The 26,505-nt window shown below is 70.3% G+C and carries 24 protein-coding genes, 1 tRNA gene, 1 other RNA gene and 3 pseudogenes; 14 read left to right on the plus strand and 15 right to left on the minus strand.

Annotation, left to right across the window (positions count from 1 at the left end; genetic code table 11):
• Positions 1-15: 15 nt before the first annotated feature.
• From smpB to MCAG_RS20700, 3 genes and pseudogenes are all read left to right on the plus strand, one after another.
• A complete protein-coding gene (smpB, locus tag MCAG_RS20695; protein ID WP_007074935.1) occupies positions 16-495 on the plus strand; it encodes an SsrA-binding protein SmpB in 480 nt (159 codons plus the stop codon).
• A gap of 105 nt (positions 496-600) precedes the next feature.
• Positions 601-976: a transfer-messenger RNA gene (gene ssrA / locus MCAG_RS31180) on the plus strand.
• Between the two features lie 164 nt (positions 977-1,140).
• Positions 1,141-2,167 (plus strand): annotated as a pseudogene (locus tag MCAG_RS20700) (hypothetical protein).
• 25 nt (positions 2,168-2,192) lie between these two features.
• On the opposite strand, the gene mdlC reads toward MCAG_RS20700, so the two are convergent.
• Both mdlC and MCAG_RS20710 read right to left on the minus strand, forming a co-directional pair.
• Positions 2,193-3,788: a benzoylformate decarboxylase gene (gene mdlC, locus MCAG_RS20705; RefSeq protein WP_007074937.1), complete on the minus strand. Its 1,596-nt coding sequence runs from the start codon at positions 3,786-3,788 to the stop codon at positions 2,193-2,195.
• A 132-nt stretch (positions 3,789-3,920) separates the two neighbouring features.
• Positions 3,921-4,724 carry an S-methyl-5'-thioadenosine phosphorylase gene (locus MCAG_RS20710; RefSeq protein WP_036374491.1) on the minus strand — a complete coding sequence of 268 codons (804 nt, stop codon included), beginning with the start codon at positions 4,722-4,724 and terminating at the stop codon, positions 3,921-3,923.
• Between the two features lie 239 nt (positions 4,725-4,963).
• On the opposite strand from MCAG_RS20710, the gene MCAG_RS20715 reads away from it, so the two are divergent.
• Both MCAG_RS20715 and MCAG_RS20720 read left to right on the plus strand, forming a co-directional pair.
• Complete coding sequence (locus MCAG_RS20715; RefSeq protein WP_007074939.1) at positions 4,964-5,554, plus strand: YqgE/AlgH family protein; 591 nt, start codon at positions 4,964-4,966, stop codon at positions 5,552-5,554.
• A gap of 89 nt (positions 5,555-5,643) precedes the next feature.
• Positions 5,644-5,719: transfer RNA gene (locus MCAG_RS20720), tRNA-Ala, on the plus strand.
• A gap of 815 nt (positions 5,720-6,534) precedes the next feature.
• Here MCAG_RS20720 and MCAG_RS20730 read toward each other — a convergent pair.
• Both MCAG_RS20730 and MCAG_RS20735 read right to left on the minus strand, forming a co-directional pair.
• Positions 6,535-7,107, minus strand: a complete 573-nt coding sequence (locus tag MCAG_RS20730) for a GNAT family N-acetyltransferase (protein WP_007074940.1) — start codon at positions 7,105-7,107, stop codon at positions 6,535-6,537.
• A gap of 377 nt (positions 7,108-7,484) precedes the next feature.
• Positions 7,485-8,558, minus strand: coding sequence for a uroporphyrinogen-III synthase (locus MCAG_RS20735; RefSeq protein ID WP_198141598.1), 1,074 nt, complete (start codon positions 8,556-8,558; stop codon positions 7,485-7,487).
• A gap of 263 nt (positions 8,559-8,821) precedes the next feature.
• Between MCAG_RS20735 and MCAG_RS20740 the strand changes: the two genes are divergently transcribed.
• The 3 genes from MCAG_RS20740 to MCAG_RS20750 all read left to right on the plus strand — a co-directional run bounded on the left by MCAG_RS20740 (position 8,822) and on the right by MCAG_RS20750 (position 11,870).
• Positions 8,822-10,066 carry a CmpA/NrtA family ABC transporter substrate-binding protein gene (locus MCAG_RS20740; RefSeq protein ID WP_036374500.1) on the plus strand — a complete coding sequence of 415 codons (1,245 nt, stop codon included), beginning with the start codon at positions 8,822-8,824 and terminating at the stop codon, positions 10,064-10,066.
• Positions 10,067-10,281: 215 nt separating this feature from the next.
• On the plus strand, positions 10,282-11,067 hold the full coding sequence (ntrB, locus tag MCAG_RS20745; protein WP_232290237.1) for a nitrate ABC transporter permease: 786 nt from the start codon (positions 10,282-10,284) through the stop codon (positions 11,065-11,067).
• The gene (locus tag MCAG_RS20750; protein ID WP_007074944.1) at positions 11,064-11,870 is read left to right on the plus strand and encodes an ABC transporter ATP-binding protein; all 807 of its coding nucleotides are present in this window, start codon (positions 11,064-11,066) and stop codon (positions 11,868-11,870) included. Before ntrB ends, MCAG_RS20750 begins: the two co-directional genes overlap by 4 nt.
• 230 nt (positions 11,871-12,100) lie before the next feature.
• On the opposite strand, the gene MCAG_RS20755 is transcribed toward MCAG_RS20750, so the two are convergent.
• On the minus strand, positions 12,101-12,397 hold the full coding sequence (locus tag MCAG_RS20755) for an alpha/beta hydrolase (protein ID WP_198141599.1): 297 nt from the start codon (positions 12,395-12,397) through the stop codon (positions 12,101-12,103).
• Between the two features lie 26 nt (positions 12,398-12,423).
• On the minus strand, positions 12,424-13,029 hold the full coding sequence (locus tag MCAG_RS20760; protein WP_007074946.1) for a TetR/AcrR family transcriptional regulator: 606 nt from the start codon (positions 13,027-13,029) through the stop codon (positions 12,424-12,426).
• Between the two features lie 88 nt (positions 13,030-13,117).
• Here MCAG_RS20760 and MCAG_RS20765 point away from each other — a divergent pair, with 88 nt between their 5' ends.
• Positions 13,118-14,140: an aldo/keto reductase gene (locus MCAG_RS20765; RefSeq protein WP_007074947.1), complete on the plus strand. Its 1,023-nt coding sequence runs from the start codon at positions 13,118-13,120 to the stop codon at positions 14,138-14,140.
• Positions 14,141-14,331: 191 nt separating this feature from the next.
• On the opposite strand, the gene MCAG_RS20770 is transcribed toward MCAG_RS20765, so the two are convergent.
• Positions 14,332-14,829: a DinB family protein gene (locus MCAG_RS20770; protein WP_007074948.1), complete on the minus strand. Its 498-nt coding sequence runs from the start codon at positions 14,827-14,829 to the stop codon at positions 14,332-14,334.
• A gap of 96 nt (positions 14,830-14,925) precedes the next feature.
• Here MCAG_RS20770 and MCAG_RS20775 point away from each other — a divergent pair, with 96 nt between their 5' ends.
• Positions 14,926-15,318 (plus strand): nuclear transport factor 2 family protein, encoded by a 393-nt coding sequence (locus tag MCAG_RS20775; protein ID WP_007074949.1) that lies wholly within the window; start codon positions 14,926-14,928, stop codon positions 15,316-15,318.
• Between the two features lie 175 nt (positions 15,319-15,493).
• On the opposite strand, the gene MCAG_RS31875 is transcribed toward MCAG_RS20775, so the two are convergent.
• A complete protein-coding gene (locus tag MCAG_RS31875) occupies positions 15,494-16,093 on the minus strand; it encodes a helix-turn-helix domain-containing protein (RefSeq protein ID WP_007074950.1) in 600 nt (199 codons plus the stop codon).
• A gap of 78 nt (positions 16,094-16,171) precedes the next feature.
• Here MCAG_RS31875 and MCAG_RS31880 point away from each other — a divergent pair, with 78 nt between their 5' ends.
• From MCAG_RS31880 to MCAG_RS20795, 4 genes and pseudogenes are all read left to right on the plus strand, one after another.
• Entirely contained in the window at positions 16,172-17,146 is a 975-nt protein-coding gene (locus tag MCAG_RS31880; RefSeq protein WP_007074951.1) for an NAD(P)/FAD-dependent oxidoreductase, read from the plus strand.
• A 36-nt stretch (positions 17,147-17,182) separates the two neighbouring features.
• Positions 17,183-17,434: a hypothetical protein gene (locus MCAG_RS20790; protein ID WP_007074952.1), complete on the plus strand. Its 252-nt coding sequence runs from the start codon at positions 17,183-17,185 to the stop codon at positions 17,432-17,434.
• Between the two features lie 37 nt (positions 17,435-17,471).
• Positions 17,472-17,659, plus strand: a pseudogene (locus MCAG_RS36330) (hypothetical protein); the annotation flags it as partial.
• A gap of 193 nt (positions 17,660-17,852) precedes the next feature.
• Positions 17,853-18,656 (plus strand): putative protein N(5)-glutamine methyltransferase, encoded by an 804-nt coding sequence (locus MCAG_RS20795; protein ID WP_007074953.1) that lies wholly within the window; start codon positions 17,853-17,855, stop codon positions 18,654-18,656.
• Between the two features lie 239 nt (positions 18,657-18,895).
• On the opposite strand, the gene MCAG_RS20800 is transcribed toward MCAG_RS20795, so the two are convergent.
• From MCAG_RS20800 to MCAG_RS20830, 7 genes and pseudogenes are all read right to left on the minus strand, one after another.
• The gene (locus tag MCAG_RS20800) at positions 18,896-19,540 is read right to left on the minus strand and encodes a choice-of-anchor M domain-containing protein (protein WP_007074954.1); all 645 of its coding nucleotides are present in this window, start codon (positions 19,538-19,540) and stop codon (positions 18,896-18,898) included.
• A 5-nt stretch (positions 19,541-19,545) separates the two neighbouring features.
• Positions 19,546-20,175: a choice-of-anchor M domain-containing protein gene (locus MCAG_RS20805; RefSeq protein ID WP_369751376.1), complete on the minus strand. Its 630-nt coding sequence runs from the start codon at positions 20,173-20,175 to the stop codon at positions 19,546-19,548.
• Positions 20,176-20,479: 304 nt separating this feature from the next.
• Positions 20,480-21,415 (minus strand): anchored repeat-type ABC transporter permease subunit, encoded by a 936-nt coding sequence (locus MCAG_RS20810; RefSeq protein ID WP_007074956.1) that lies wholly within the window; start codon positions 21,413-21,415, stop codon positions 20,480-20,482.
• Positions 21,415-22,128 carry an anchored repeat-type ABC transporter ATP-binding subunit gene (locus MCAG_RS20815; RefSeq protein WP_369751377.1) on the minus strand — a complete coding sequence of 238 codons (714 nt, stop codon included), beginning with the start codon at positions 22,126-22,128 and terminating at the stop codon, positions 21,415-21,417. The genes MCAG_RS20810 and MCAG_RS20815 overlap by 1 nt, the downstream gene beginning before the upstream one ends.
• 26 nt (positions 22,129-22,154) lie before the next feature.
• Positions 22,155-23,135: a choice-of-anchor M domain-containing protein gene (locus MCAG_RS20820; RefSeq protein WP_036374507.1), complete on the minus strand. Its 981-nt coding sequence runs from the start codon at positions 23,133-23,135 to the stop codon at positions 22,155-22,157.
• An 11-nt stretch (positions 23,136-23,146) separates the two neighbouring features.
• On the minus strand, positions 23,147-24,739 hold the full coding sequence (locus MCAG_RS20825) for an anchored repeat ABC transporter, substrate-binding protein (protein WP_050778028.1): 1,593 nt from the start codon (positions 24,737-24,739) through the stop codon (positions 23,147-23,149).
• A gap of 173 nt (positions 24,740-24,912) precedes the next feature.
• Positions 24,913-26,488, minus strand: a pseudogene (locus tag MCAG_RS20830) (TIGR03773 family transporter-associated surface protein).
• Positions 26,489-26,505 lie beyond the last annotated feature (17 nt).

Raw genomic sequence — 26,505 nt, forward strand, 5'->3', positions numbered from 1 at the left:
GGGGAGGTGGCGCCGATGCCACGGGAACAGGGGCGCAAGGTGGTCGCCTCCAACAAGAAGGCGCGGCACGACTACGCCATCCTCGACACGTACGAGGCGGGCATGTCGCTGACCGGCACCGAGGTGAAGTCGCTGCGCGCGGGGCGGGCGTCGCTGATCGACGCGTTCGCCCAGGAGCGCGGCGGCGAGATCTACCTGCACGGCATGAACATCCCGGAGTACAAGCAGGGCACCTGGACCAACCACGAGCCCCGGCGTACCCGGAAGCTGCTGCTCAAGCGGCTGGAGATCGATCGCCTGATCGGCAAGACCCGGGAGAGCGGGCTCACCCTGGTGCCGTTGCAGGTCTATTTCTCCGACGGCTGGGCCAAGGTGGAGATCGGCCTGGCCAAGGGCAAGAAGACGTACGACAAGCGCCAGGATCTCGCCAAGCGGGACGCGGAACGGGAGATAGCCCGGGTGTCCGGCCGGCGCGGCAAGGGCATGCGCGGGTGATACATCCCTTTTGTCCGTCACGACCCGCCGGGGTGGGGCTCGGGGATGAAACCCGTTGCGGCAGGCGTTAGGCTTGGTGGTGCCGCCACACCGGCGGCCCGTCGAGGGGGTGACTGGTTTCGACTTCGTACGTTGCGGCAGGGGAAGCGAGCCGAGGAAGCCGACGTCGTCTCGAGAATCGTTCGTCGGAAACCAATAAGCGCCAAGCAAAATCGCGCTGACTTCGCTCTCGCCGCCTGAGGCGAGTAGCAAGTCTGTCGGCCTGGGAGTGCCTTCGACCCAGTTAGCCGGCATCAGCTAGGAGGCTGGCCAAGCGGACCCGGTCGCGGGGTCCGTGCGGCGAGATTAATCAGCGACTGGGCCCGCCACACCGACTCGCTCGCGTGATCGGAGGGGCCGAGTAGAGGCACAGCGAGCTGCGCTCGGAGAAGCCCTGACAAACCGGCGAAGGACCCGGGTTCGATTCCCGGCACCTCCACCAGCTGACGATGCGCCCCGGTCCACTGGACCGGGGCGCATCGTCGTCTCCGGGGGTGGTGTGACCTGTGGGACACTGGGGCCAGCGGTGCCGGTGTACGACGACCCGGGACCAGGCGGCTGGAAGGCGGGGCGGAACCGGGGCCCGCGTGGCCGCGTCGAAGGGGTATGCGTCGAGTTCTCGCCCTCGTGGGGCTGCCCCTGTTGGTCGTCGCGGCTGGTTGCGCGCCGGCCGGTTCCGAGCCGACCGCCGACGGCACGCCCGCCGGCAGCCCCGACCACCGCTTCGAGGCGTTCCACCAGCGGGCCGTCGAGATCGCCGAGGCGTGGCGACCCGGCACCGCCTGGACCGGCGGCTACCTGCCGTTGCAGGAGCCCACCGTGCTGCTCGGCGACCCCGGCTTCAGCGCCGACACCGAGCAGGCCTTCCGCAACGGCTGGTACCGGGAGCAGATCGCCGTGCCGACCGCCAGGCCGGCCGCCGGGGCGATCCGCTTCCCCGACGGGACGCTCACCGTGCCGCTGGTCAGTGCCGCCGAGGCGTACCGGCAGCTCGACCAGGGGGACCCGCCGCCGTGCGAGGGGCGGCCGAAGGGCCCCGGCGTCCCGCCGAAGTCCGGCTCCGGCCCGATCGTCGAGCCGGGACCCGACGGCCCGACCGTCGGCGAGGGGCCGTACGGCCACAGCGGCGGGTCGGGCCCGAACGACTCGGTCAGCAGCGGGCCGTCGTCCGCCTGTGTTCCGCTCACCGTCACCGCCGTGACGCTCGGCACCGCGCCGGTGCGCACCAGCCGGGGTGAGGCGCGGGTACCGGCGTGGCTGTTCACCGTCGGGGAGTTGACGGCGAAGGTGGCCCGGCTCGCCGTCGCGCCCGGCACTCCCGCCACCCTCCCGGAGGGGGTCGCGCCGACCCGGCCGGCACCCGACGGTGTGGTGGGCGCGCAGGACCTCCGGGCCGTCGACGGGGCGAAGCTGACCTGGCGGGTCGGGGTCGGGGCCTGCGACACCGGCATCACCCCGTTGGTGCAGGAGCGCGACGACGTGGTGGTTGGTCGGCGGCGGGGTCACCCCGGCCACCGGCATGTGCACCGACCAGCTCAAGCTGGAGCCGGTCACCGCCACCCTCAGGGCGCCGCTGGGTAACCGGCCGGTGCTCGACGTGGTCACCGGCGCGCCGCTGATCCTGCGCGGCTGAGCGCGGCCCCGGGCCCGGAGAGGGCTCAGAGCAGCTTCGGGATCTCGGTGCTGATCGGCACCGGCAGGACGGTGGGCCGGTCCGCCGCCAGCGCCGCGTCCAGCGCGTGGCCCAGCCGGCCCGGCTCCTCGATCACCGTGGCGGCGCAGCCGTACCCCCGGGCCACCGCGACGACGTCCAGGCCGGGCAGGTCGAGGCCGGGCACCCCGGGGGTCTGCTTCAGGTCGGCGAACGCCTTGAGGATCGCGTACTGCTGGTTGACCGGGACCACGACGACCAGCGGCAGGCGCAGCCGCGCGGCCGTCCACAGCGCCTGCACCGAGTAGTGGAAAGAGCCGTCGCCGATCACCGCGACCACCGGCCGGCCCCGCCCGGTGTCCCGCTCGGCCAGGGCGATCCCGACCGCCGCGGGCAGCCCGAACCCTAGGCCGCCGCTGGCCATCGTGAAGTACGACCCGGGACGGGTGACCGGCAGCCGGCGGCGCAGCGCGGCCAGGTTGGACGGTGACTCCTGCACCAGCACCCCGTCGGGCGGCCAGTGCCGGGCCAGGGCGGCGAACAGCGCGTCCGGGCTCGGCGGCGGGCCGAGGTCGGGCGGCCCGGGGGCGGCCCGGGGCGCCGGGGGCGGTCGGTCGGTCGCCGGGAGCAGCTCGACCAGGGCGGCCAGGGCCAGGCCCGGGTCGGCGAGCAGGCTGTCGCCGACCGGGGCGCGGGCCGTCTCGTCCGGGTCGTCGGTGACGTGCAGCAGGCGGGCTCCGGCGGGCAGGTGGTCGCCCGGCACGTGGGGGTAGTAGCGGAACACCGGCGCGCCGACCACCAGCACCGTGTCGTGGCCGGCCAGCGCCTCGGCCAACGGCCCGATCGCGTACGGCAGCACGCCGCGGAAGTGCGGGTGGTCCTCGGGGAACGGGGCCCGCTCCGGTGCGGGCGCGGCCCAGACCGGTGCGGCCAGCCGCTTGGCCAGGGCCACCGCCGCCGGCCACGCCCCGGCCCGGTCGACCGCCCCGCCGAGCACCAGCGCGGGGCAGCGGCTGGCGGCCATCCGGGCGGCGAACTCCCGCAGCCGGGCCGGGTCCGGGGCGTACCGGGTGGCCACGGTGCGCACCTCGGGCGCCCCGGCCGCCGGCTGGGCCCAGTCGTCCATCGGCAGGGAGAGGAAGACCGGGCCGGTCGGCGGCTGCGTGGCCGTGGCGTACGCCCGCATGAACGCCGCCGGGATGTCCTGCGCGCGGGCCGGTTCGTGGCTCCACTTGACGTACGGCTGGGTCAGCTCGGCCGCGCGGCGGCTGGCCAGCCGGGGCTCCAGCAGCAGCATCTCCCGGGTCTGCTGACCGGCCGAGACGATCAGCGGCGTCTTGTTGTGCCAGGCGGTGACCAGGTTGCCCATGCCGTTGCCGGTGCCCGGGGCGGTGTGCAGGTTGACGTGGGCGGGGCGGCCGGTGGCCTGGGCGTACCCGTCGGCCATGGCGACCGCGGACGCCTCGTGCAGGGCGTGGACGTACCGGAAGTCGTCGGGGAAGTCCTGGAGGAACGGCTCCTCAGTCGAGCCGGGGTTGCCGAAGACCGTGGTCATGCCCAGCGCCCGCAGCAGGTCGTACGTCGTCTCGCGGACCGTTGCCATCGGCGGGCCTCCGTGTCGCGGCGGTGCTGGCTCCTCGGCGGAGCCGGCGCGCGCGGACCGATCCCCGACCTGCCGAATCTATCCGGAAAATTCTCACTTGCCGGGCTTTTGGCCGCCCGCCCGCCGCTGCGGTCAGGGGAGAGCGAAGGGCAGCTTGATCCCGTCCAGCGCCCGCCCGCACGGGCAGTCCCGCCCGGTCGGCAGGGCGGCGACGGCGTCCAGCAGCACCTCGCGCAGCCGGTCGGTGTTCTCGCCGAAGACCCGGAAGACCTCCTCCTGGGTGACCGACTCGCCCGCCTCCACCCCCGCGTCGAGGTCGGTGACCAGCGCGATCGGGGTGTAGCAGAGGGCCAGCTCGCGGGCCAGCACCGCCTCCGGGTGCCCGGTCATGTTGACCACCGCCCCGCCGATCGCGGTGAACCAGCGCGACTCCGCGCGGGTGGAGAAGCGTGGCCCCTCCACGACCACCATCGCCCCGCCATCGACCGCCGACACGCCTCGACCGGCCGCCGCGTCCAGCAGTGTCCGGCGCCCCACCGGGCAGTACGGGTCGCCGAAGGCCACGTGCACCGCGCCCCGGTCGTAGTAGGTCTGGACCCGGCCGCTGGTCCGGTCGATCAACTGGTCCGGCACGACGAACGTGCCCGGCCCCAGCTCGGGGCGGAGCCCGCCTACCGCGCACGGGGCGAGGACCTGGCGTACCCCGAGCGACCGCAGCGCCCACAGGTTCGCCTGGTACGGAATCAGGTGCGGCGGGTGCCGGTGGTCGCGTCCGTGCCGGGGCAGGAACGCCACCCGCCGGCCGCCCACCTCAGCGACCGTGACCGGGTCCGAAGGGTCGCCGTAGGGCGTCTGCACCCGGTGCTCGGTCGCGCCCTCCAGCAGGGCGTAGAGCCCCGAACCGCCGATGACCGCGATGTCCGCCGTCGGACCCATCGTCGCTCCCTTCGATCCCACTCGATCACTCACCGGTCAGACCTTAGCCAGCGCCCCGGGCGCAGGCTATGGTGCCAGGCATGGCGTTGACAGCACGGATGAGCCCGGCGTCCCGTGCCGACCGGGTCTGGCCAACCGCCCCCCGCGCAGGCCACGACGTCGGTCCCGTCCGCCCCGACGGCACGGCCGTACGGGGTGACCTTTACCGCGTCCCGGCGTGCGGCTGACGGATGTCCGACATGCAGGGAGAGGACCAGGCGATCGGCGGGCGGGCGATGGACTCGATGACCGGACGGCTGCTGGTCGCGACCCCGACGCTCAAGGACCCGAACTTCGACCGGACCGTGGTGCTGCTCGTGGCCCACGAGCCGGGCGGCGCGCTCGGCGTGGTGCTCAACCGGGCCACGGAGGTGCCGGTGGCCGACGTCCTCGGTGAATGGAGCGACCTGGCGCGGGACCCGGCGGTGCTCTTCGAGGGCGGCCCCGTCCAGCCTGACTCGGCCATCTGCCTGGCCCGGCTGCGCAACCCCGTCAAGCGGCTGCGCGGCTTCCACCAGGTTTCCGGCGCGGTGGGCACGATCGACCTATCCGCCGACCCGGAGCGGCTGCGGGAGAGCATCGGCGGCATCCGGGTGTTCGCCGGATACTCGGGCTGGGGCGCGGGCCAGCTGGAGCAGGAGATCGAGGACGGGTCCTGGTTCGTCCTGGACGCGCTGCCCGGTGACGCGTTCGTCGACCGCCCCGACGACCTGTGGCCGATGGTGCTGCGCCGGCAGGGCGGGATGATGGCGGCCGTCGCCCACTTCCCGCCCGACGTGGCGCTCAACTGACGCCCGGGGGAGGGGGCCCCGCGAGATGACCATGCGGACGGGCGTGTGTATAGTTCTCTCCGTGCCCGGGCAACCGGGGGCGACAGCAAGGGGCCGTGGCGCAGCTGGTAGCGCACCACACTGGCAGTGTGGGGGTCAGGGGTTCGAGTCCCCTCGGCTCCACCAGGATTGACCTGGTGGTATTGACTACGGGCGATGATCTTGAGTCACGCCCGTAGTCACAAAGATCAGTTACGTTTGAACCTCTGAACGGTACTTGTGGCCACGGGGTTCACTATGGTGATCAACTACGCCAGCAAGCGCAAGTCCTGGGAGTTCACCATCGACCTCCCGAAGGGGCGCGACGGCAAGCGGCGTCAGATGCGCTGACGGGGCTTCAAGACCGAGAAGCCAGCAGAGCGAGAGGCGCGAGTTCAGTTCGGCAATGCGGACCTTGCCGAAGACGGCACTGTCGCTGCTGAGCTCGTCGAGTGGATTCAAGAACGAGAACTCGACGTCGGCTGGCGTGACCTTCAGCGTGGTCAGCGCCCGGTGGAGGAGCCGCCGGGCCGCGGCCGCACGGAGGAGGCACGCAGTGACCGACCCACCTTGTGCGGCCGCCGACCAGCAGGGCGACCGCCCCGAGGCCGAGCAGCAGCCCGTTCAGGGCGGCGTCGGTGGCCCGGGCCGTCAGCAGCGCGTCCGGGGGGGCACCCTGACCTCGTTGGGCCTCCGGGTTCACCGTAGCCGCTAGCACTCCAGCCGCAGTTGCCTGATGTGAAGTTTCGGCAGCTAATCGGCATGATCGACGTCAAAGTTGTGTCTCTCACGCAGTTACGGATGTCGATGCTATTCGGCGGACGGGTGACATAATCGCACCGTCTGTCTGTTGTGGCTGCTGGTAGGGCGGGCAGGTTCGGGCGGGCAAAGCCGCGCGACATGCCGGGTACGCGCTTGATCTTGAGCCTGTGGCTCGGTGAGGTTACCCGTGGCGATCGACGTCACCGCAGGTCGAGCCGCATGAGCACACGCGGGAACCCGGCGAGCACCGAGGTGGTGTCAGCCGCCTTCACGAAGCCGGCGAGCTCGAAAACCGCGCGGGTACCGACGTAGGCCATCGTGAGGTCCACCTTCTCGCCACGGTTGTCGACGGGGTAGCCCTCGATCGCCGGCGCGCCGCGCTCGCGGGCGAAGGCGACGGCGCCGGCAAGCAGGTGGTGCACGATGCCCCGCTTGCGGTGGCCCGGACGTACCCGGAAGCACCACACGCTCCACACATCGAGACCGTCGAGGTGTGGGATCCGCTTGTTGCGGGCGAAGCTCGTGTCGGCTCGCGGGTGCACCGCCGCCCAGCCGACGACCTCGTCGCCATCGTAGGCGAGCACTCCGGGAGGGGGATCGAGCCCGACGAGTTCGCGCACCTGGTCGCCGCGCATCGGCCCGCGCAGTTGCAGGTTCGCTTTCGCGCCGATGCGGTAGCTCAGGCACCAGCACACGTTCGCGTCCGGCCGCTTCGGGCCGACGACAGCCGCGACATCCTCGAACACCGTCGCGGGGCGTACCTCAATCTCCATGACGCTTACCCTGCCACCGACCACCGACACGGCTCTCCGGCCCCGGCAGGCACCACCCACGCCCACCGGCCACGCGCGCACGCTCATGCCGCGATCGCGAGACATGCGGCCTCACGCCGAGCTGGCTGGTTGCCGACTGGGCGCGTCGCCAGCGAATGAGAAGATCCTGTCGCGTGCGAGCGCCTTCGTTGTCGCTGCCAGTCAGGCTCGCCGGCGGGTGGGATGCTTTCAGCGGCGATGCCGAGCGGACCTGGGCGAAACAGACTACGACGGATCAATATCCTCAGTCGTGACGAGGTACGGGAGCCTGCGGGCGAGGATGCCGTAGCGTGAGAAGCTGGTAGGCGTTCCAGATCTCGACAGTGGACGGACTGCGCTCAGTCCACGATGAGGCGGTAGCCCCGGCCTATCTCGGTGGCCACGAGCCAGTCGTAGTCTCCAAGCTCCGCCCGCAGGCGCCATACGGCCTGGTCGACGCCGAAGTGTCCGGCGCGGTGGGACATGGGTACCAACCGTTCGATGGTGCTGCGGGACAGCGTGTGACCTGGGTGGTCGGCGAGGGAGCGCATGACCGTCGCGGGCCGCGACCCGAGCCGGATGGTCGTCCCGTTGACCAGCACGGCGCTGCCCTGCAAGGTGAAGCGATGACCGTGGGCCTGGAACTGCCGGCGGCGTGCCACCAGGACCTCCACGAGATGCCGGGCGAGTTCGTCGGGGCTGCCGTCGGCCGGCCAGGAGACCGGTATCTCCCGGGAGTGGAAGAACGAGGCCGACTCCGCGTGGGCGGTCGCGACCGCGACGTCCGTCGCCAGCGCACGCAGCAGCAGGCTCCCGCGACCGGCCCGGGTCGTGAAGTCGACCAGCGCGTTCGCTCCGGCGGCGGTGGCGAACGTGACCGCGTGCACCTCGCGCTGGATGATCATCTGCGCGAGCCGGTTCAGCGACGCCAGGCCGACTGGTCGAGCCGAGCGACGGGTCGGCACGACCATCACCTCGATGCCGTGCGTGCGGAGTCTGTCGACTGCTCGCGCCAGCAGCGCGTCGTCGGCCGTCACCGCGACCCGGCGGCTCACCAGGTCGCGGCCGAGCAGCCAGGTCACCGCCTCGCCGAGGTCGCCGGTCGACGACACCCAGTCGTGGGTGAAGCCGGTCTCCACCAGTGCGGCGCTGACCGACTCGTTCATCGACAGGATGCTCGCGGAGCCGAGCCTGGACCGGAGCGGATCGGCCAGGCCCCATGCCGTCGCCGCGGAGATCCACCTTGCCCATCCCGCCGCGGTGGTGGCGACGACATGATCGACCGGGGCCTGAATGATCCGCCGGGTGGCGATGCGCAATCTCGCGTCCCGGTAGCCGGGCACGGTACGCAGCAACGGTAGGTCGACGGTCACCGCCCCGAGTTGACGTAGCCGTGCCGCGACATGTTGCAGGCCACTGTCGGTAACGACCACTGTGTATCCTGCTAGCGTCGGGCCAGCTCCGGTCGACGTCATGCGGGGAGTCTTGGGGCGGTACGTTTCTGGTGCGTTGCTGGCCGTACGGCAAATGGTAAGTCGTTTCTCTCATCGAGGTTCTTCGTGGCGTGATGCCTTCGACACGCCTGCGCGTCGGATTAATTGATCGCGGCGCAACAAGTGCCTTGTGCATTTCGCCTTACGCGGAGTTGTTGGCTCAGCAACAGGCGTGATTTCTGGCGACCCTACGGTTTCGGGCCATGACCACCTCCCTGAACCGCCGCGGTTTTCTCCGCCTCACCGGAACTGCTGCCGCCGTCGCGGCTGCCGGTGGCGTCCTGACCGCGTGCGCTGTCGACGAAAACCCCGGCCAGCCCGCCAGCGCTGGCGGCAACAACCTGCGCAAGGTCAAGCTCGGATTCATCGCGCTCACCGACTGCGCGCCATTGATCGTGGCCAAGGAACTCGGCTACTTCGCCGAGCGTGGCCTGGACGTCGAACTGATCAAGCAGGCATCGTGGCCGGCGACCCGGGACAACCTCCTGAGCGGCGAGATCGACGGTGGGCACGTCCTGTTCAGCATGCCGCTGTCGGTCGCGATGGGCATCGGCGGCAAGGCCGGCACGACCGACCTCAAGATCGCCATGGTGCTGAACAACAACGGCCAGGCCATCACACTGAAGAAGGCGTACGCCGGTGCCGGTTACGGTGACCTCGCCGTGGCAAAGGCGCTCCTCGAGAAGGAGAAGCCCAAGCTGGCCATGACCTTCCCGGGCGGCACCCACGACACGTGGCTGCGCTACTGGCTCAAGGCGACCAAAGCCGACGTCTCCAACATTCAGATCTCGGCCGTTCCGCCACCGCAGATGGTGTCCAACATGGCCGCCAACAACCAGGACGGGTACTGCGTGGGCGAACCCTGGAATGCGGTGGCGGTCCAGAAGGACATCGGGTTCACCCACATCACCACCCAGGACATCTGGCAGCACCACCCGGAGAAGGCGCTTGTGGTGGGCGCCAAGCTCACCAATGACCAGGACACGCTGGCCGACATCATGAAGGCCACGCTCAAGGCCGCCAAGTGGCTGGACGACCTCGCCAACCGGGACAAGCTGGCCGGCATGCTGGCGCCGGTGGGCTACGTCAACGCACCGGCCGCGGACATCAAGGGCCGGCTGCTCGGCCAGTACAACCTCGGCGCCGGCCTCGGCACCAAGACCTACACCGGCGATCAGATGATGTTTTTCCGGGACGGCGAGACGTCGTTTCCGCGACGCTCTCACGTGTACTGGTTCCTTGCCCAGTATCAGCGCTTCGGCCTCGTCAAGGAGACCCCGGACTACGCCAAGCTCGCCGACGAACTCATCCTGCACGACCTCTACGCGAAGGTCGCCACCGCCGAGGGCATCAAGATTCCGGACGACGACATGGCGCCCTTCCACATCAAACTGGACGACACCATGTTCGACCCGAAGAACGTCGCGGACGAGGCCAGGCGGCCATGACCTCGCGCGACGCAACACCGAGCGCCGTCGCGCCGGCCGTAGACCACTCGAGTAGCCCCACGCTGACGTCAGCTGCCCCGGTCGATGAGGCAGGCGGGGGAGTCAACACGCCGGCGACGTCAGCCACCGGAAGCCGATCGCGGTCGGGGGCCGGGACCGCAGACATCGAGGCTGCCGGGCACCGTGGCCCGGCAGCACCCTCCTGGTTGACTGCGTTGGGCAGTCGACTGGCCAGCTTCGCGGTGGCCGCCCTCTGGGCCGTGGTCGGCCTCGCGGTGTTCGTGGCGCTGTGGCAGTTCGCGAGCCGCGGCTCAGCCACGGTGCCGAATCCGCTCGACAGCGCCCGAACCCTCGGCGACCTGCTCAGCCGGCCGTTCTTCAACACCACCAACGACAAGGGCATCGGCCTGCACCTGTACATCTCGCTACGGCGGGTGTTCCTGGGATTCGGCCTGGCCGCGCTGGTCGGCATCACGCTCGGGCTGATCATGGGTGCGGTCCGACCCGTCTGGTCCGCGCTCAACCCGCTCGTGCAGGTGCTCCGTCCGGTGTCGCCACTGGCCTGGTTCCCGATCTGGCTCTACATCATCGAGGAACCGGCACAGTCGGCGATCATCGTCATCTTCATCACCGCGCTGTGGCCCACTCTGATCAACACCGCGGCGGGTGCCGGAGCCATCCCGCGCGACCAGCGCAACGTGGCACTGGTCTTCAAGTTCCGACCGCTGGCGTACCTGTGGCACGTGCTGATACCCAACGCGCTGCCATCCATCATCACCGGCCTGCGGCTGTCCATGGGCATCGGCTGGATGGTCATCGTCGCGGTCGAGATGCTCCAGGGCAACTCCGGCATCGGCTACTTCGTCTGGAACTCGTACAACGCACTGGAACTCGACAAGGTGGTCGCGGCCATCGTGCTCATCGGTGTGATCGGGCTCGTCCTCGACGCGATCCTGCTCATGCTCTCCCGGTGGGTCGCTCCTGAGGAGGCACACGAATGACCATCACCATCAACGGCGTCCGCAAGTCGTTCCGGCGTCGGGGGCACGCGCCGCAGGAGGTGCTGCGCGGCGTCGACCTGACCATCGGTAGCGGTGAGTTTGTTTCCTTCATCGGGCACTCCGGCTGCGGAAAGTCGACCCTGCTCAACATCGTCGGCGGGCTGGTCAAGGCGGGCAGCGGCACGGTGCAGATCGACGGGCAGCCGGTCACCGGGCCGGGGCCCGACCGCGCGATGGTGTTCCAGAACTACTCGCTGCTACCGTGGCTGAGCCTGCTGAAGAACGTCCGGGTTGCGGTGCAGGAGTCCCGCCCGGACTGGAAGCGGGCCCGGGTCGACGAGATGGTCGAGCGGTACCTGACCGCGGTATCGCTGTGGGAGCACCGCAACAAGCGGCCGGGGCAGGTCTCCGGCGGCATGGCCCAGCGGGCGGCGGTGGCCCGGGCGTTCGCGGTCGCGCCCCGGACACTGTTGCTCGACGAGCCGTTCGGCGCCCTGGACGCGCTGACCCGCTCCCGGTTGCAGCAGCAACTCGTCGACCTGTGGGACAGCGAGTCGGAGACCGAGACCGTGTTGATGGTGACGCACGGTCTGGACGAGGCGATCCTGCTCGCCGACCGGATCGTGGTAATGGCCAACCTGCCCTACCCGTCGGTGCGCACCGTCATCGACGTACCGATCCCCCGGCCACGCAGCCGTACGACGATCGTGCACCACCCCGCCTACGACGGCATCCAGAAGCAACTCGTGGATCTCCTCATCGCGGACGACGACGTGGAGTCCACCGAGGCTGCGGTGGCCTGAGCGCAACCGAGGACACGTACCGCCGGATCTTGGAGGATCGCGGGAAGAACCGTGAGAATCCAAGGTCCGGTGAGGTGCGGCCGGGTTGCGTACCGCCACGAGGCAGGCCGGCCGCGCGGTGCCTCCGCTACCGGCGTTCCAGCCCATGGTGATAAGCCGCGGCGGTCGGAAGAGGGTCAGGGGTTCGACCGGGATCGGCGGGGGGCAGGGCCTTCACCGGGTTGGGCGATTTACAAGTTGTTCGAGTAGAAGTTGACGAGCCGGTCGACGGCGGCGCTGACGTACTCGGGTTCGTCGTACATCTCGTAGTGGCCAGCGCCGTCGATCACCATGAGGTCGACCGGGTTGGGCGCCAGCTTCCACAACTGTATGCCGGACTCGTAGGAGCCGGTGTTGCCGATGCGTCCGGCGAGGATGACCTGCAGCGGCTGGGTCATGAGCTGATCGACCAGGTGAAAGGTGTCGGGCAGCCAGTTCACGCGGGCCAGCTCACCGGAGCGGGTCTCTTCGATGCGCGCGTCGGCCATGGTGTCGAGTGCGGCCACCGAGCAGGTCAGGGCTGGATGTCGACGGACCGTAGTCCATCGACGAGGAGCGCGACCATGCGACGGCCGTGGTCCGGCTCCTCGCCCGGTAGGGGGGCGCACAGTTTCGCGACCGCGTAGAGCAGGTCCTGCGAGCTGACCACGGCCCGGATTTCGCCGGCCGCGGTCGCGGCATCGAGCAACGACCCCAGCGCTGGTCCCAGCTTCTCCATCAAGTAGCCGGAGAGGCCGTCGAATGCCGGATCGCCGGAGTGCAGCGCCGCGGCGAACCCGCGTTTGGTCGCGACGAACGCGGCGAGCCGTTCGAGCCACCTCGCGAGGGCGATGTCCGGCTTGTGCTCGGCGGCCAGCGCCGGGGCCGCATCGGCGCAGGCGTCGATCTCGCGCTCGATCACTGCCTTGATCAGGTCGGAGCGCTGCGGGAAGTGCCGGTAGAGGGTGCCGACGCCGAGTCCGGCAAGGTCGGTGATCTCCTTCGCGGGCGCATCGACGCCCGAGGTGCCGAAGACCGTCTTCGCTGCATCGAGCAGCGCCTCGACGTTGCGGCGCGCGTCGGTGCGGATCCGGCGCGGTGCGCTCGCGGCCGTTCTCGAACCGGTGGTGTCGTTGGACACGGTGGCCCTCCTTGCTTTTCCGGAAAAGCTTTCCGTATAGTTCCGGAAAGAGATTCCGCTTCTCCCACCATACCGCGAGGAGACGCTCATGCAGTACCGCACCCTGGGCCGGACCGGCATCAAGGTCAGCCCGTACGCACTCGGTGCGCTGATGCTCGCCACGTCGATAGGCAACTCCGACCCGCAGGACTCGATCCGAGTGATCCACAAGGCGCTGGACGCCGGCATCAACCTCATCGACACCTCCGACACCTACGGCGACTCGGAGGAGGTCGTGGGCCGGGCGCTCAAGGGACGGCGAGACACCGTCGTGCTCGCCACCAAGTTCGGCCGGCCTGCCGGCACCGACCCCAACCAGCAGGGCACCTCCCGCCGCTGGATCATGACCGCGGTCGAGAACTCGCTGCGCCGCCTGCAGACCGACCACATCGACCTCTACCAGGTGCACAAGCTGGACCCGGACACGGACATCGAGGAAACCCTCTCCGCGCTCACCGACCTGATCCGCGCCGGCAAGGTGCGGGCGATCGGATCGTCCAACACGCCGGCCGTCGACATCGTCAATGCCCAGTGGCTTTCCGAACGGCGCGGGCTGGAACGCTTCCGCACCGAGCAGCTGCCGTACTCGATCCTCAACCGCGGCATCGAGAACGACGTACTGCCGGTAGCCCAGCGCCACGGCCTCGGCACCCTGGCGTGGGGCCCGCTCGGCCAGGGAATGCTCACCGGCCGCGTCCGCAAAGGTCAGCAGAACGACCTGAGCCGCGCGCACTACTTCAAACACCTCAACGACGAGCGCCGCATCGACGTCGTCGAACAACTCATCCCGCTCGCCGACGAGGCCGGCCTGCCGCTGACCCACCTCGCCATGGCGTTCACCATCGCGCATCCGGGCGTGACCAGCACACTGCTCGGCGCGCGCACCATGGAACAGCTCGACGACCTGCTCAAGGGCATCGGCGTCGCGCTCACCGACGACATCCTCGACCGGATCGACGAGATCGTTCCGCCCGGCACCGACGTCACCCGCCTCGACCAGGCCTACGTGCCCCCGCCTGTGGTGAACCCGGCCCTGCGCCGCCGACCGGCCGGCGAACGCAGCGCAGTCTGAAACGGACACCACCGCTACTGGGCCAGCAAGATCCGGATCGGCCACTACCCGGGCGCCGGCATCTCGACCGCAAGGTCAGACTCTCGCCTGGCCGCTGACCTGCATGTCCGACACGATCCGGCACCGTCCGGCGGGCCTCGGCAGAGACCACCGATTAGGAAGAGTCTGCGCAGTGAGCGGATGTCCGCGCGCTACTCGTTGATGAGCTGCTCTCGCAGAATGTCTGCGTGCCCACAGTGCTGGGCGAGCTCGCGCAGTACGTGGAGGTACACCCACCGCAGCGGAAGCGGGCCTCGCCGGTTGCCGTGAAGGATGTCGTCCAGGCCCAGGGATGACGTCGCATGGCGTGATGCTTCGCAGGCTTCGCGGTGTGCCTGCTGGACGGTGGCGATCGTGTCGTCGTCGGCGAGGATGAACGACTCGTCTGGCGTCGCAGGGATGCCGATCTCCGCGCGCGACCGGCACGTGACCGCTTCGTCGAACCAGACTTTCTCGACGAAGGTCGCGTGCTTCACAAGACCCAGCAGCGTGGTCCGGGAGGCCACCAACGAGCGGCGCGCCTGTTCCTCTGTCAGCCCGTCCAAGCAGCCATTGAGCGCGCTGCGGTGCTCGTCGAGGAACGCCTCGAACTGGGCCCGGGCGGGCTGTGCGACGACCTGGTCGGCGAAGGTGGGCGGGTAGGAAGGCATGGGTGAAGCATTCCAAACCGTCGCCAAGAACGACTACGGACGTCGGCACGGCCGGACGCACCCGTTCAGCGCTCGGTCAGGTGGCAAGCTGAACCCATGGACAGGAAGCAGGTGACTGACTGGATCGCGGCCTACGAGCGTGCGTGGCGGACGCCGGGGACGGAGGTGCTCGCCACAATCTTCGCCGCGCAGGCCAGCTATCTGCAGGGGCCGTACCAGGAAGCGATCATCGGTCTGCCGGCCATAGCCCGGATGTGGGAGAACGAGCGAGATGGCCCCGATGAGGTGTTCCACATGACCAGTGAGGTCGTCGCGGTCGAGGGCGACACTGCGGTGGCGCGGGTGGAGGTCCGCTACGGCGACCCAACCGACCAGGAGTATCGCGACCTGTGGATCTTGCGTTTCGCCGGGGACGGGCGCTGCAACTCGTTCGAGGAGTGGCCCTTCCGGCCGCCGCAGCCGCCCACCGCCCGTCTCGCTGGAAGCTGACACGCGCACGCCACGACACCCCAAGCGCTGTCAGCGTCAGGTGAGCCACCTGATCTTGTCGGCTCCTGGGCCCATCACCGCGTGACAGCCGGTACCGACTCGAATGGCGGGCGGACAGTAACAGGATGGCCCCATCCGGGGTGTCGCTGCCCGATCTGACCGGAACGGTGCACCGTCAGTTGCCGCCCTGGGGGGCGCGGGGCTTGGCGCGTACGTGCACGCGCTCGCCCTGGCGGCCGAGGATGCTGAGGATCTCGACGAAGTTTTGCCCGGTGCTGCCGAACCAGTGCGGCAGCCGGGTGTCGAACTCGGCCGCCTCGCCGGCACGGAGCACGAAGTCGTGCCCGGCCAGGACGAGGCGGAGGCGTCCGGAGAGCACGTAAAGCCATTCGTAACCCTCGTGGACGCGTAGGTCAGGCTCGGTCTGGTCTGCAGGGATGATCACCTTCCAGGCCTGCAGGGAACTGGCTTGCCGGGTCAGCGGCAGCACAGTGCGGCCGTTCGCCCGCCTGGGGACGAGACGTATCCGCGGGTCGCCGACCTCGGGCGCGCCGACGAGCTCGTCCAGCGGCACCTGGTGGGCCTGGGCGATCGGCAGCAGGAGTTCCAGGCTGGGCCGGCGTTGGCCGCCCTCCAACCGCGACAGCGTGCTCTTGGAGATGCCGGTGGCCTCGGCCAGCGCGGTCAGGGTGACGCCGCGCTGGGTGCGCAGGCGTTTGAGGCGGGGGCCGACCTCGGCCAGGGCGGCGGCGATCGCGGGTAGATGTTGATCCACGGCCCCATTCCACCCCGGTTTTCCCGGAAACGGCAACAACAGTTGCCGCTTAGAGCGGCTCGGAGCAGCCTGGGCCTCATGAACAAGTACGACGTCGTGGTGGTGGGCGGCGGCCCCGCCGGATTGAACGCCGCCCTGGTGCTGGCCCGAGCCCGGCGCCGGGTGGCGGTCGTGGACGCCGGCCACCCGCGCAACGCCCCCGCTACCCGCCTGCACGGATTCCTGTCCCGCGACGGCATGCCGCCGCACGATCTGCTTAGCGCCGGGCGGGCCGAGGTGGCAGGGTACGGCGGTCGTCTCATCGACGACACCGTGGTCGGCATCGAACGCGGCTTCCGGGTCCACCTGGCCACCGCACCAGCGCTGAGCGCCCGGCGCGTCCTCGTGGCCACCGGCCTGCGCGACGACCTGCCCGCGATTCCGGGCCTCGCCGAGCGGTGGGGCCGGGACGTGCTGCACTGCCCGTACTGCCACGGCTACGAGGTCCGTGATCGACCGCTCGGTGTGCTGGGCGGCACGGTGGACGCGGTGCAGCACGCCCTGCTCGTGCGGCAATGGTCGCCCGACGTCGCCTTCTTCGCGCACACCCACGACCTCACCGCTGACGATCGGGAGCGGCTGACCGCCCGCGGTATCCGCATCGTCGACGGAACGGTGGCGCGGCTCGTGATCGACCGCGACCGGCTCGCCGGCGTCGAACTGGACCGCGGCAGCGTCGTCGCCCCTGCGGCGATCTTCGTTCGGCCCCGGTTCGTGCCGAGCAACAACCTGCTCACCGGCCTGGACTGCCAGGTGGACGGCAACGGCTGGGTGGTCGTCGACCAGACGGGCCGGACCAGCGTGCCCGGTGTCTGGGCCGCGGGCAACGCCGTCGACCCGCGCGCCCAGGTGATCACCGCCGCCGGCGCCGGATCGGCTGCCGCCATCGCCCTGCACGCCGACCTGGTCGAGGAGGACGTCCAGCGCGCCGTCGCGGACGCCCGCCCGTTCTCGGCCGCACTGGAACGACAAGTCACCGAGGCCGTCCTCGCCGGGCGCCGCCACGGTCTCTGAACCCACAACCCCATCATTGTTGAAGGAGCACTCACCATGCCCGAAGACTCGATCGCCCACCCGCCGACGCGCGTCGGGCCGCCGCCCCGGCATCACATGGCCCTGATGATCTGGCTGGCCGTGTTCCCCACGCTCACCGTGCTGCAACTGCTGCTCGGCGACCTGCTCCGGGACACGCCGACGGTGCTGCGCACCCTGGTTCTGGCCACCATCGCGGTGCCGATCGTCATCTACGGCCTCTTGCCGCCGATGCAACGCCTGCGCATGTACTTGACCAGCCGCCGATAGCTCAGCGGTTACGGGGTTCGTATGCCGCGACCTCCGGCGTGGGCAGTCACTCCAGGCGTACCTGCTCGGGTTGGTGGAGACGCCGGCGCGACGCTGCGCAACACGGCGGTTCTTGATCGCTTCGCCGGCCGATCGGACGGCGCGCGCTGCCTGCCAGGGGAAAGTGCCGCGGAGCTGACCGAGCAGCGGGAGCAGCGCGGACCATGGGGAGACGCGGAGTGGTAGTCGTGAATGCGTCTGCCCTTGCGGGCGCTCCGGTCGACGACGGGCCGGTAGGCGACGAGCGGGCACTAGGTTTTGGGACCCCTGTGAGCCCGGGGCGGGGCCTCGTGGGCCACTACGGTCAGGGAGATGGTGCGGTCCGGGCCGCCCTGGCCACCGGCGAGGCCGCTTCCGGGCGGACGACAGGAGCGACGCGATGACCACCACGGATCCCGACGGGGCGACGGTCCTGCGGCTGCGCGCCGCCGGCTGCGTCTTCGCCGAGGACGAGGCCCGACTACTCGTCGAGGCCGCGCGAACGCCGGAGGAGCTGCACGACCTGACGCGGCGGCGGGTGCTCGGCGAGCCGCTGGAGGCCATCCTCGGCTGGGCCGAGTTCTGTGGGCTGCGGGTCATCGTCGAGTCCGGCGTGTTCGTGCCCCGCCAGCGCACCACCTACCTCGTCGAGCAGGCCGTCGCCGTCACCTCGCCGGGCGCGGTGGTGGTGGACCTGTGCTGCGGGACGGGGGCGATCGGCGCGGCCGTCGCGGCCCGCGTGCCCGGCACCCGGCTGTACGCCTGCGACATCGAGCCCGCGTCGGTGCGCTGCGCCCGCCGCAACCTCGAACCGATCGGCGGGCACGTCTACGAGGGCGACCTCTACGACGCCCTCCCGGGCAGGCTTCGGGGCGCCGTTGACGTGTTGGTCGTCAACGCGCCGTACGTGCCCACCGACGAGATCGCCATGATGCCGCCGGAGGCGCGCGAGCACGAGCCCCTGGTGGCGCTCGACGGCGGCTTTGACGGTGTCGAGGTGCACCGCCGGGTGGCCGAGGGCGCGGCGCGGTGGCTCGCCCCCGGTGGGCACCTGATCATCGAGACCGGTGAGAGCCAGGCCGCGTGGACGGCGGCGGCGATGTCGGCGCACGGGCTGGTGGCACGCACCGCCACCTCCGACGAGTGGTACTGCACCGTGGCCGTCGGACAGCGGCCCCACGCTCCTCTGCCGATACGTTCCTGACCGGCCCTGGCGTGTCAGGCATCGGTATTGAGCAGCGCCGTGCCGCAGCCCGCGCTCTCGGGCAGGCACCGGCAACCGTCGGCTCGACGCCGCTTGTCGCGTCGTCGGGGCGCCGGTGGGACGGCGGCCGGCGCGGCACCCGGTGGGTGGGGCTGCCGCGCCGGCCTGATCCGCGTTCGGAGGTACCCCCTACCTCAGCGGATCGCCCTTGGTGCTGGTAGTCGCCAGCGGTGGGTGGTTCAGGCGAGCACGTCGAAGGTGAAGGTCTTCGCGCCGGAGGTGATGGTGCTGCCGTTGGAGGCGAGGACGCCGGTCACCTCGAAGGTGACGGCGTAGGTGCCAGCGGCGTCGAAGGCCCAGTTGGCGTGGGCGTGGACGTTGCGGTTGACGTTGAGGCTGTCGGGCAGGCCGTTGCCGCTGTCGAACAGCACCGTCGGCGTACCGCTGGAGACGGTGTAGACGCTGAATCCGGCGGGCCCGGCGACGTTGGTGAGTCTGAACGTGACGCGGTTGTTCTGGAAGATCCCGGTGGGCACCTCGAGGGTGTTCCAGCCGGGCCAGAGCAGGCCGGTGGTGTTGGACTGGGGCAGGATCCACGCCTGGCCGCCGGTGCCGAGGAAGGACCAGGCGGAGCCGGAGGGCACGGTGGTCTTGGCGGTGGAGGGAACTTGGAACAGGACGTCGGCGGGGTCGCGTTCGATGTCGGTGGCACCGGTGTGGTCCATGACGGTGACGCTGAGAGCGCCTGCGGCGTAGTCGACGTCGATGATGTCGACGTGTCCGCTGGAGAGGGTGACCGAAGCCGCCTGTGCGGGGCTGGTGGCTCCTGTGAGCAGGGCGGCGGTGACGGCGAGGCCGGCGAGGAGACGACGGTAATTCCGCATGATGATTACGCCTTCACCAGGATGCGCAGGGTGGTCGGTTCGGAGGTCACCTGCTGGCCGTCGGCGAGGGTGCCGGTGGCGCGGAAGGTGACGCAGTAGGTGCCAGCGGCGTCGAAGGCCCAGTTGGCGTGCATGTGGTCGCCGGCCGTGAGGGTCAGCGCGTCGGGCAGACCGTTGCCGCTGTCGGCGAGAACCACGGGCTGGCCGACGGCGTTCTCGGTGTAGATCGCCAGTTGGCCGGGGCCGCTCACCGACTGCACGTTCAGGGTGAGCTGGTCACCCGCGAAGGCACCGGCCTCGATCTCCTCGGCGGCGATGCCGGGCCAGACGAGGTTGGTGTTCTGGATCTCGGGAAGAACCCAGACCTTCGACACGCCGGGGGTGCCGAGGAAGCTGAAGGCGGGGTCGTTGGGCACGGTGATCTTGGCTTGGCGCTTGACGACGATGGCGACGCCGTCGGTGGCGTACTCGACGTCGTTGTCCTCGTCGTGGACGCCGATCTCGAGCGCACCTGCTTCGTATGCGATGTCGACGAGGTCGATGTGCCCGGTGCTGAACACGACGGTGGTCGCGGCCTGCGCGGGCGCGGCGGAGGCGACGAGCCCGGCGGTGACCGCTGCCGTCGCGAGCAGCATGCGGAGGGAAGGACGCACGTGGAACTCCTCTCCCGGATCCCCAGTGGACCGGTTGATGAAAACGATAGTCGTTTTGCATAATCCAGGAAAGGGCCGATTGGACCACAGGGCACCCGCAAACAAGAAGAAGCCGCAGTCATCAGGCCACGGCAGTTCGCCCGATCACAGGTCGTACGAAACGCCGCGAGTTCCCGGTCGCCGTGCCCACGCCTGGCCTCATGCACACTGCTTCGTCCCGCAGCCCTTGGCCTGATCTTCTTCCCTGGACGAGAGGATCGATCGATCGAGGACTGCGGCATGCCGCCTATCCGGCGACCGGTGACGGCTCCTGCGGGTGAGGAAGGCCATAGGAGCCCGGTCCAGGGTCGTCGGGGAGTTCCCGTTCGGTCGGGCGCATCCAGCGCCGGGTCAGTACGCCGTGTCGTGGGGCGATCAGCCAGGCGGCGAGGAAGATGGCGGTGGCGACCAGGACGACGGTGCCGCCGACCGGCGTGTCGTAGCTCCAGGACAGGTACAGCCCGACGAACGCCGACACGCCGCCGATCGCCGGTGCGAGCAGCATCATCACGCCGAGGCGGTCGGTGAGCAGGCGGGCGGCCGCGGCGGGGGTGATCAGCAGGGCCAGGACGAGGATGTTGCCGATGGTCTGTAGGGAGATCACCACGGCGAGGGTGACCAGGACGTAGAGCACGATGTCGAGCCAGAAGACGGGAAGCCCCATCGATCGGGACATCTCCCGGTCGAGGCAGACCGCGACGAATTCCTTGTGCAGGGCGAGCACCAGGCCGAGGATGACCAGGCCGGTGCCGCCGACGACGTAGAGGTCCCGGTCCGGGATACCGGTGATCGAGCCGAACAGGAACTGTTGCAGCGACCCGGCGTATCCGGGGGCCTGGGAGATGATCACGATGCCGAGGGCGAACGTGGCGACCAGGAAGACGCCGATGAGTGAGTCCTCCTTGACGCGCCGGTTCTGCGAGAAGATCGCGATCAGCAGTGCGGTGGCGACACCGGCGACGGCGCCACCGAGCACCAGGCTGCCCTGGAGGACGAAGGCGACCGCGATGCCCGGGAAGACCGCGTGGGCCACGGCGTCGCCGATGAAGGCCATGCCCCGCAGGACGACGTAGCAGCCGACGACGCCGCAGACGATGCTGGACATGACCGCGATCGCCAGCGCCTTGGGCAGGAACGCGAGGTCGGGGTTGAGCAGGTCGGTGAGGAAATCGGTGATCGACACTAGGCGGCCCTCACGAGCTTCAGCAGCGGGGACGCGGCGCTCACCCCGAAGGTCTTCGTCCACAGCTCGGCGTCCTGCAGGTCTGCCGGCTGTCCGTCGGCGATGATCCGGCCGTTGAGCAGGACCAGTCGGGTGCAGGAGTCCACCGCCGCGACCAGGTCGTGAGTTGTCATCAGCACCGCTCGGTCCTCTCGCGCCAGGCTGGTGAACAGGTCGCCCAGCAGTTCCTGGGTGGGCATGTCCAGGCCGGTGAACGGCTCGTCGAGCAGCAGGATGCGTGGCGCGAGCGCGAGTGCCCGCGCGACCAGGACGCGTTGGCGTTGCCCACCGGACAACTCGCCGACCGGCCGGCGGCGCAGCCCGGCCAGCTGTACCCGGTCCAGTGCGTCGCCGACTGCCCGCCAGTCGGCGACGCCGGGGCGGCGGAGCAGACCCAGGCGGCCGGTGCGGCCGGTCATCACGGCTTGCTCGACGGAGATCGGGAAGTCCCAGGTGAACTCGTGGCGCTGGGGGACGTAACCGATGTCGGACCGGCCGCGACGCGACGGCTTGCCCTCCACCGTCACCGTGCCGCCGCGGGTGCGGGTCAGTGCCAGGATGGCGCGGAGCAGGGTGGTCTTCCCGGCGCCGTTGGGTCCGAGCAGCCCGACCAGCTCACCCCGGTTCAGGTGCAGCCGCACGCCCCGCAGGACCGGCCGGCCGCCGAGGTCCACGTCCAGCCCTTCGACGTCGAGCGCTCTCACCGCTGGCCCTCCGGCAGCGACGCGGCGCGTTCCCGTTCGGCCCGCCGCTTGGCGCCGCGTCCGCGCAGGAGCAGGAGCAGGAGCACGACGGCGAGCACGACGGCCGTGCCCGTCAGCGCGGTGAGCAGCAGTGCCCTGGACGTGTCGGCCGGCTCGGCGACCGTGGGCCGTGCCTCGTCGGCCGGTGCCTGCCCGGCTGCTGCGGGGATGTCCGCAGTGGCGGCGAAGGCCTCGTCGGCGCTGGTGGCGTCTCCCACGGCGAAGCGCAGCGTGCGGGTCGCCGACACCGTTTCGCCGTTGATCAGGTCGGCCGACACCTTGACCGCGACCAGGTAGACGCCGGGCGCGCTGAACACCCAGTTGGCGTGGGTGTGGGTGTTGACCTCGGCCCAGAAGGACTGCGCCGTGGACTCGGTGGATCGCCACAGCGGCTGCGGTGCGGCGAAGTTGCCCGACTGCAGGTACGTCGTGAGGGTCCCCGGTCCGTGTACGCCGAGCAGGGTCAGGGTGACGCCGCGGTCGATGCTCTGCATCACCCGGGGGTCCTGGGTGTTCCAGCCGAGCCAGACGACGTCCTGGTTCTGGACCTGCGGCACCACGTACACCCGCTTGCCGGCGTCGACGCCGAGGAAGGCGTACGCCGGGTCGTCGGGAACGGTCTGCAGCGCGGCGTCGGAGACGCGGAGCAGGGCCTCGTCGGGGTCGCGCCACACCGGTCGCGCCTGCGTGCCGTCGTGGATCAGCACCGTCCACTGGTTGTCGACGTAGCGGGGGCCGATGTCGACGTGCCCGGTGGCGAGTTCGGTCCGGCCGGTGGCGAGCGGCTGGTCGGCGGCGATCGACTGGCCGAGGCCCGGTGTCGGCTGCTGGGCCCGCGCCGAGGTCTGGGTCGTGACCAGCACGACCGCCATGGCCAGTGCGTAGCCCAGGATGGCGGTGGTCGTGCGGGTGCGGCCTCGCGCCCGTCCTGCCGTCACTGGCTCCTCCATCAGTTGTCTGTGGTCAGGCAGTCGTGCAGTGAGTCGGCGTTGAACCGCATCATCTGCGCGTAGGTGGTGACGTCGCGGTCGAAGGTGTCGCCGTAGATCGGGCAGACCCGCAGTCCCTCCTCCCGGGCCACCTCGGTCAGGGTGGTGGACCGGGCCGTCAGGTTGGGTTCCAGGAACACGGCGGGGATGTTCAGGTTGCGGATCGTCTCGGTGAGCCGGCGGCGGTCGGCGAGGCTCGGCTCGGTGGCGGGGTTCGGGGTGACGAAGCCGGAGATCTGGATCCCGTACGCCTGGCCCAGATAGCCGAACGCGTCGTGGGTGCTGACCAGGTGGCGTCGCGACGGTGGGATCCGGGCGACGGTGTCCCGGACGTAGGTGTCGAGCTGCTCCAGTTGCCGGATGTAGGCCGAGGCGTTCGCCCGGTAGGCTGCCGCCCCCTCAGGGTCGACTCCGATCAGGGTGTCCCGGATGAGCTCGGTGTAGGAGATGGCGTTGCGGACGTTCTGCCACAGGTGCGGGTCGATCTCGCCGTGTACGTGCTTGCCGAGGACCGCCTGCGGAAGCTGGTAGACCTGGGTGCCGGGCCGACCGAGGAACCGGAATTTCCGGTCGCCGGGTACTTCGAGCAGCGCCTTGTTCGGCACTTCGATCACGGTGCTGGCCGGGTCGTACACCCGCTGGCTGGCCTCACCGCTGCCCTCCGGGTCGGCGAACAGGTAGAGCCGCCGCTCGTCGAGGTCGACGGTGACGTCGGCGTGCCCGGAGCCCAAGACCGTCGCGCCGGTCATGCCCGGCACCGAGTGTGGATCCACCCCGACGGCGAAGGTGAACACCTGCTCGCCCAGTGGCACGGGTGCCGCTTCGGGGGTGACCGCCAACTGTGCCCGCATGGCCAGCCGGTAGACGCCCGGCTTGGTGAATGCCCAGCTCATGTGGGTGTGCGCGTCGGGTGGCAGCGCGGCGGTGTCGTCTCGGTATCCGTTGGCGGCGTCGAACCCGTCGGCTGAGTCGACGTAGAACGACGGGTTGCCGAACGACTCGGTCAGGTACGCGAGCACCCGACCCGGCCCCTGCGCGGCAGTCGCGCTGAGCAGCACGTCGGAGGAACGGTTCGCGCCCTGTGCCGCACCGGTGCCGCGTACCCGCATCCCCAGCCAGAGGGTGTCCAGTGACACGTCCTCGACCAACGGGATGATCTCCGCGGCGTACTTCACCGCTCCCTCGGCCAAGGAGATGTTCGGTACGCCGTCGCGCAGGTTCGCGTCCAGGGCCTTGATGACGGCCTGCTCCTCCAGGAGCAGGTAGTTGCTGAACGCGACGTCGGCGTAGACGACGTCGCGGACGTCGCGCAGCGACGGCTCGTAGCTGTGCGGATCGGCGCTGTCGGGCACCAGCGAACTGACGGCCACCCGGTCACCACCGACGTTGCTCACCAGGTCTCGGAGGATTCCGGTGGTCGTGATGACCTGGACCCGGTCGTCGTCGGCGCTCAACGCCACTTCGGACCTGCAGCCGGTGGCCAGCAAGGCGATCAGCAACGGCGGCAGCAGCCACAGCCGTGTGTTCGGCCGGTGGACGGTCGCCCGAGTCACGCCGGTGCCGACACCAGGAATGTGCACCTTGCCCTCCCCCGACGTCCCGGCACCCGACGTGCAGCCGCCGCCGTCCCTGCCGCCCGCACAATACCCGGAAATGGAAACGATTATCAATGCTGTTCTTTCGGGGCGGCCTCGTCGCCGAGGCCGCCCAGGTCAGGACCGGAAAATCACGGGGTAGCCCCACCCGCGGCGTCGGCAAGGCCGGCGTGGCGGCGACGGGTCGCCGCCACCAGCAGGGCCCCGAGCACCACGAGGGCGATGCCGCCCGCACCGGCCGTCAACACCCAGCCGGCACCGGTGCGCGGCAGGGGCCCGTCGCCCTCATCCGCGTCGCCGTCACCGTTGTCAGAGCCGAAGCCGCTTTCCGGATCGGTGCTGTCACCGACGGCGATGGTGAGCGTCTTGGTGTCGGTGACCCCCTTGCCGGCGCTGGTGGTGCCGCTCATCTGCACCGCGAGGCGGTACAGGCCGGGTTTGCTGAACGCCCAGTTGCCGTGCGCATGCGTATTGAGCGGAACGCTCAGCTGCTGGGGGAACGCCTTGTCGGAGTCGAAGAGCACGTCGGCGTTGCCGAACGAGCCGGTAAGGAACAGGGTGTACCGGCCGGGCCCGGTCACCCCCTTCAGCGTCCACGTGACAGGGCCTTTGACGCCCGACACGACGGACTCGTGCTGGGTGTTCCAGCCGGGCCAGACGATGCCCGCCTGCTGCGACTGCGGCAGCAGCCACACGACTTCGCCCTGCTTGCCGAGGAAGTCGGCGCCGGCGGGCACGGTGATCTTCGCGTTGTCCTTGACGTGCAGGACCACGTCGGCGGTCTCCCGCCAGACCGGAGGGCTGGTCCGGTCGTCCTTGATCCGGATCGTCCAGGTGTTGCCGGACAGCTGCGGGCCCATGTCGACGTGTCCGTCGGGCGATCACCTGGTGAGTGCCGGCGGCGGTTGCCGCCGCCTTCGCAGCGACCGGTGCGGCTGCCGCCGGCTTCGGCGCGGCCTCGGGCTTCGGCGCGGCGGGTGGCCGCGGCGCCGACTGCCCGTCGGGCCGCGCCGCCGGCTTGGGCGCGGCCGGCGGCGGCGCCTGCTCGACCGGGCTGATCGTGGGGACCCGCACCCGGTACGTCGCGTCGGCGCTGACCTTCCGGCCGGAGTTCAGGGTGGCCGAGCCGGACAGGGACAGCCGGTAGTCGCCCGCCGCGTCGAAGGCCCAGACCACACCCCCGGTACGCGTGGCCACCGGCAGCCGCGTCGTCCGCGTCATGCCCGGGCGGCTGCCGAAGAGCGGGCTCGCCGTGCCGAGACCGGACAGGGTGTAGGCGGTGAACGTTCCCGGCCCCTCCACCGAGCGCAGGGTGAGGGCCACCATGTCGTCGGCGACGACGCCAGGGCGTATCCCGGTGGTGTCCAGGGCCGGAAACCCGGTGTCGCCGGCGGACAGGGACCACACAGCTTGTCCCGGCGTCCCGAGGAAGGCGAAGGCCTTCCCGGCCGGCACCCGGCCGGCCAGGCCGCCGTCCGGGCCGAGCACCACCTCGGCCGGGTCGCGCCCGGGCGTATCGCCGGCCACCTGCGCGGCGTCCCGGATCCGCAGGGACATCGCGTCACCGTCGAGCGCCAGCGAGGCGAGATCCGCGCCGGTCGCACTGACCGTGGCCGGTTCCGCGACGGCCGGCGTACCCCCTGCGGCCAGCGCCAGTACGGCCAGGGCAAGGCCGGCGGCGCCGGCACGCACGCTTCTCATCATCATTGCTCGCTCCCCAGGCG

It is taken from the genome of Micromonospora sp. ATCC 39149 (assembly GCF_000158815.1).
GTDB lineage: Bacteria > Actinomycetota > Actinomycetes > Mycobacteriales > Micromonosporaceae > Micromonospora.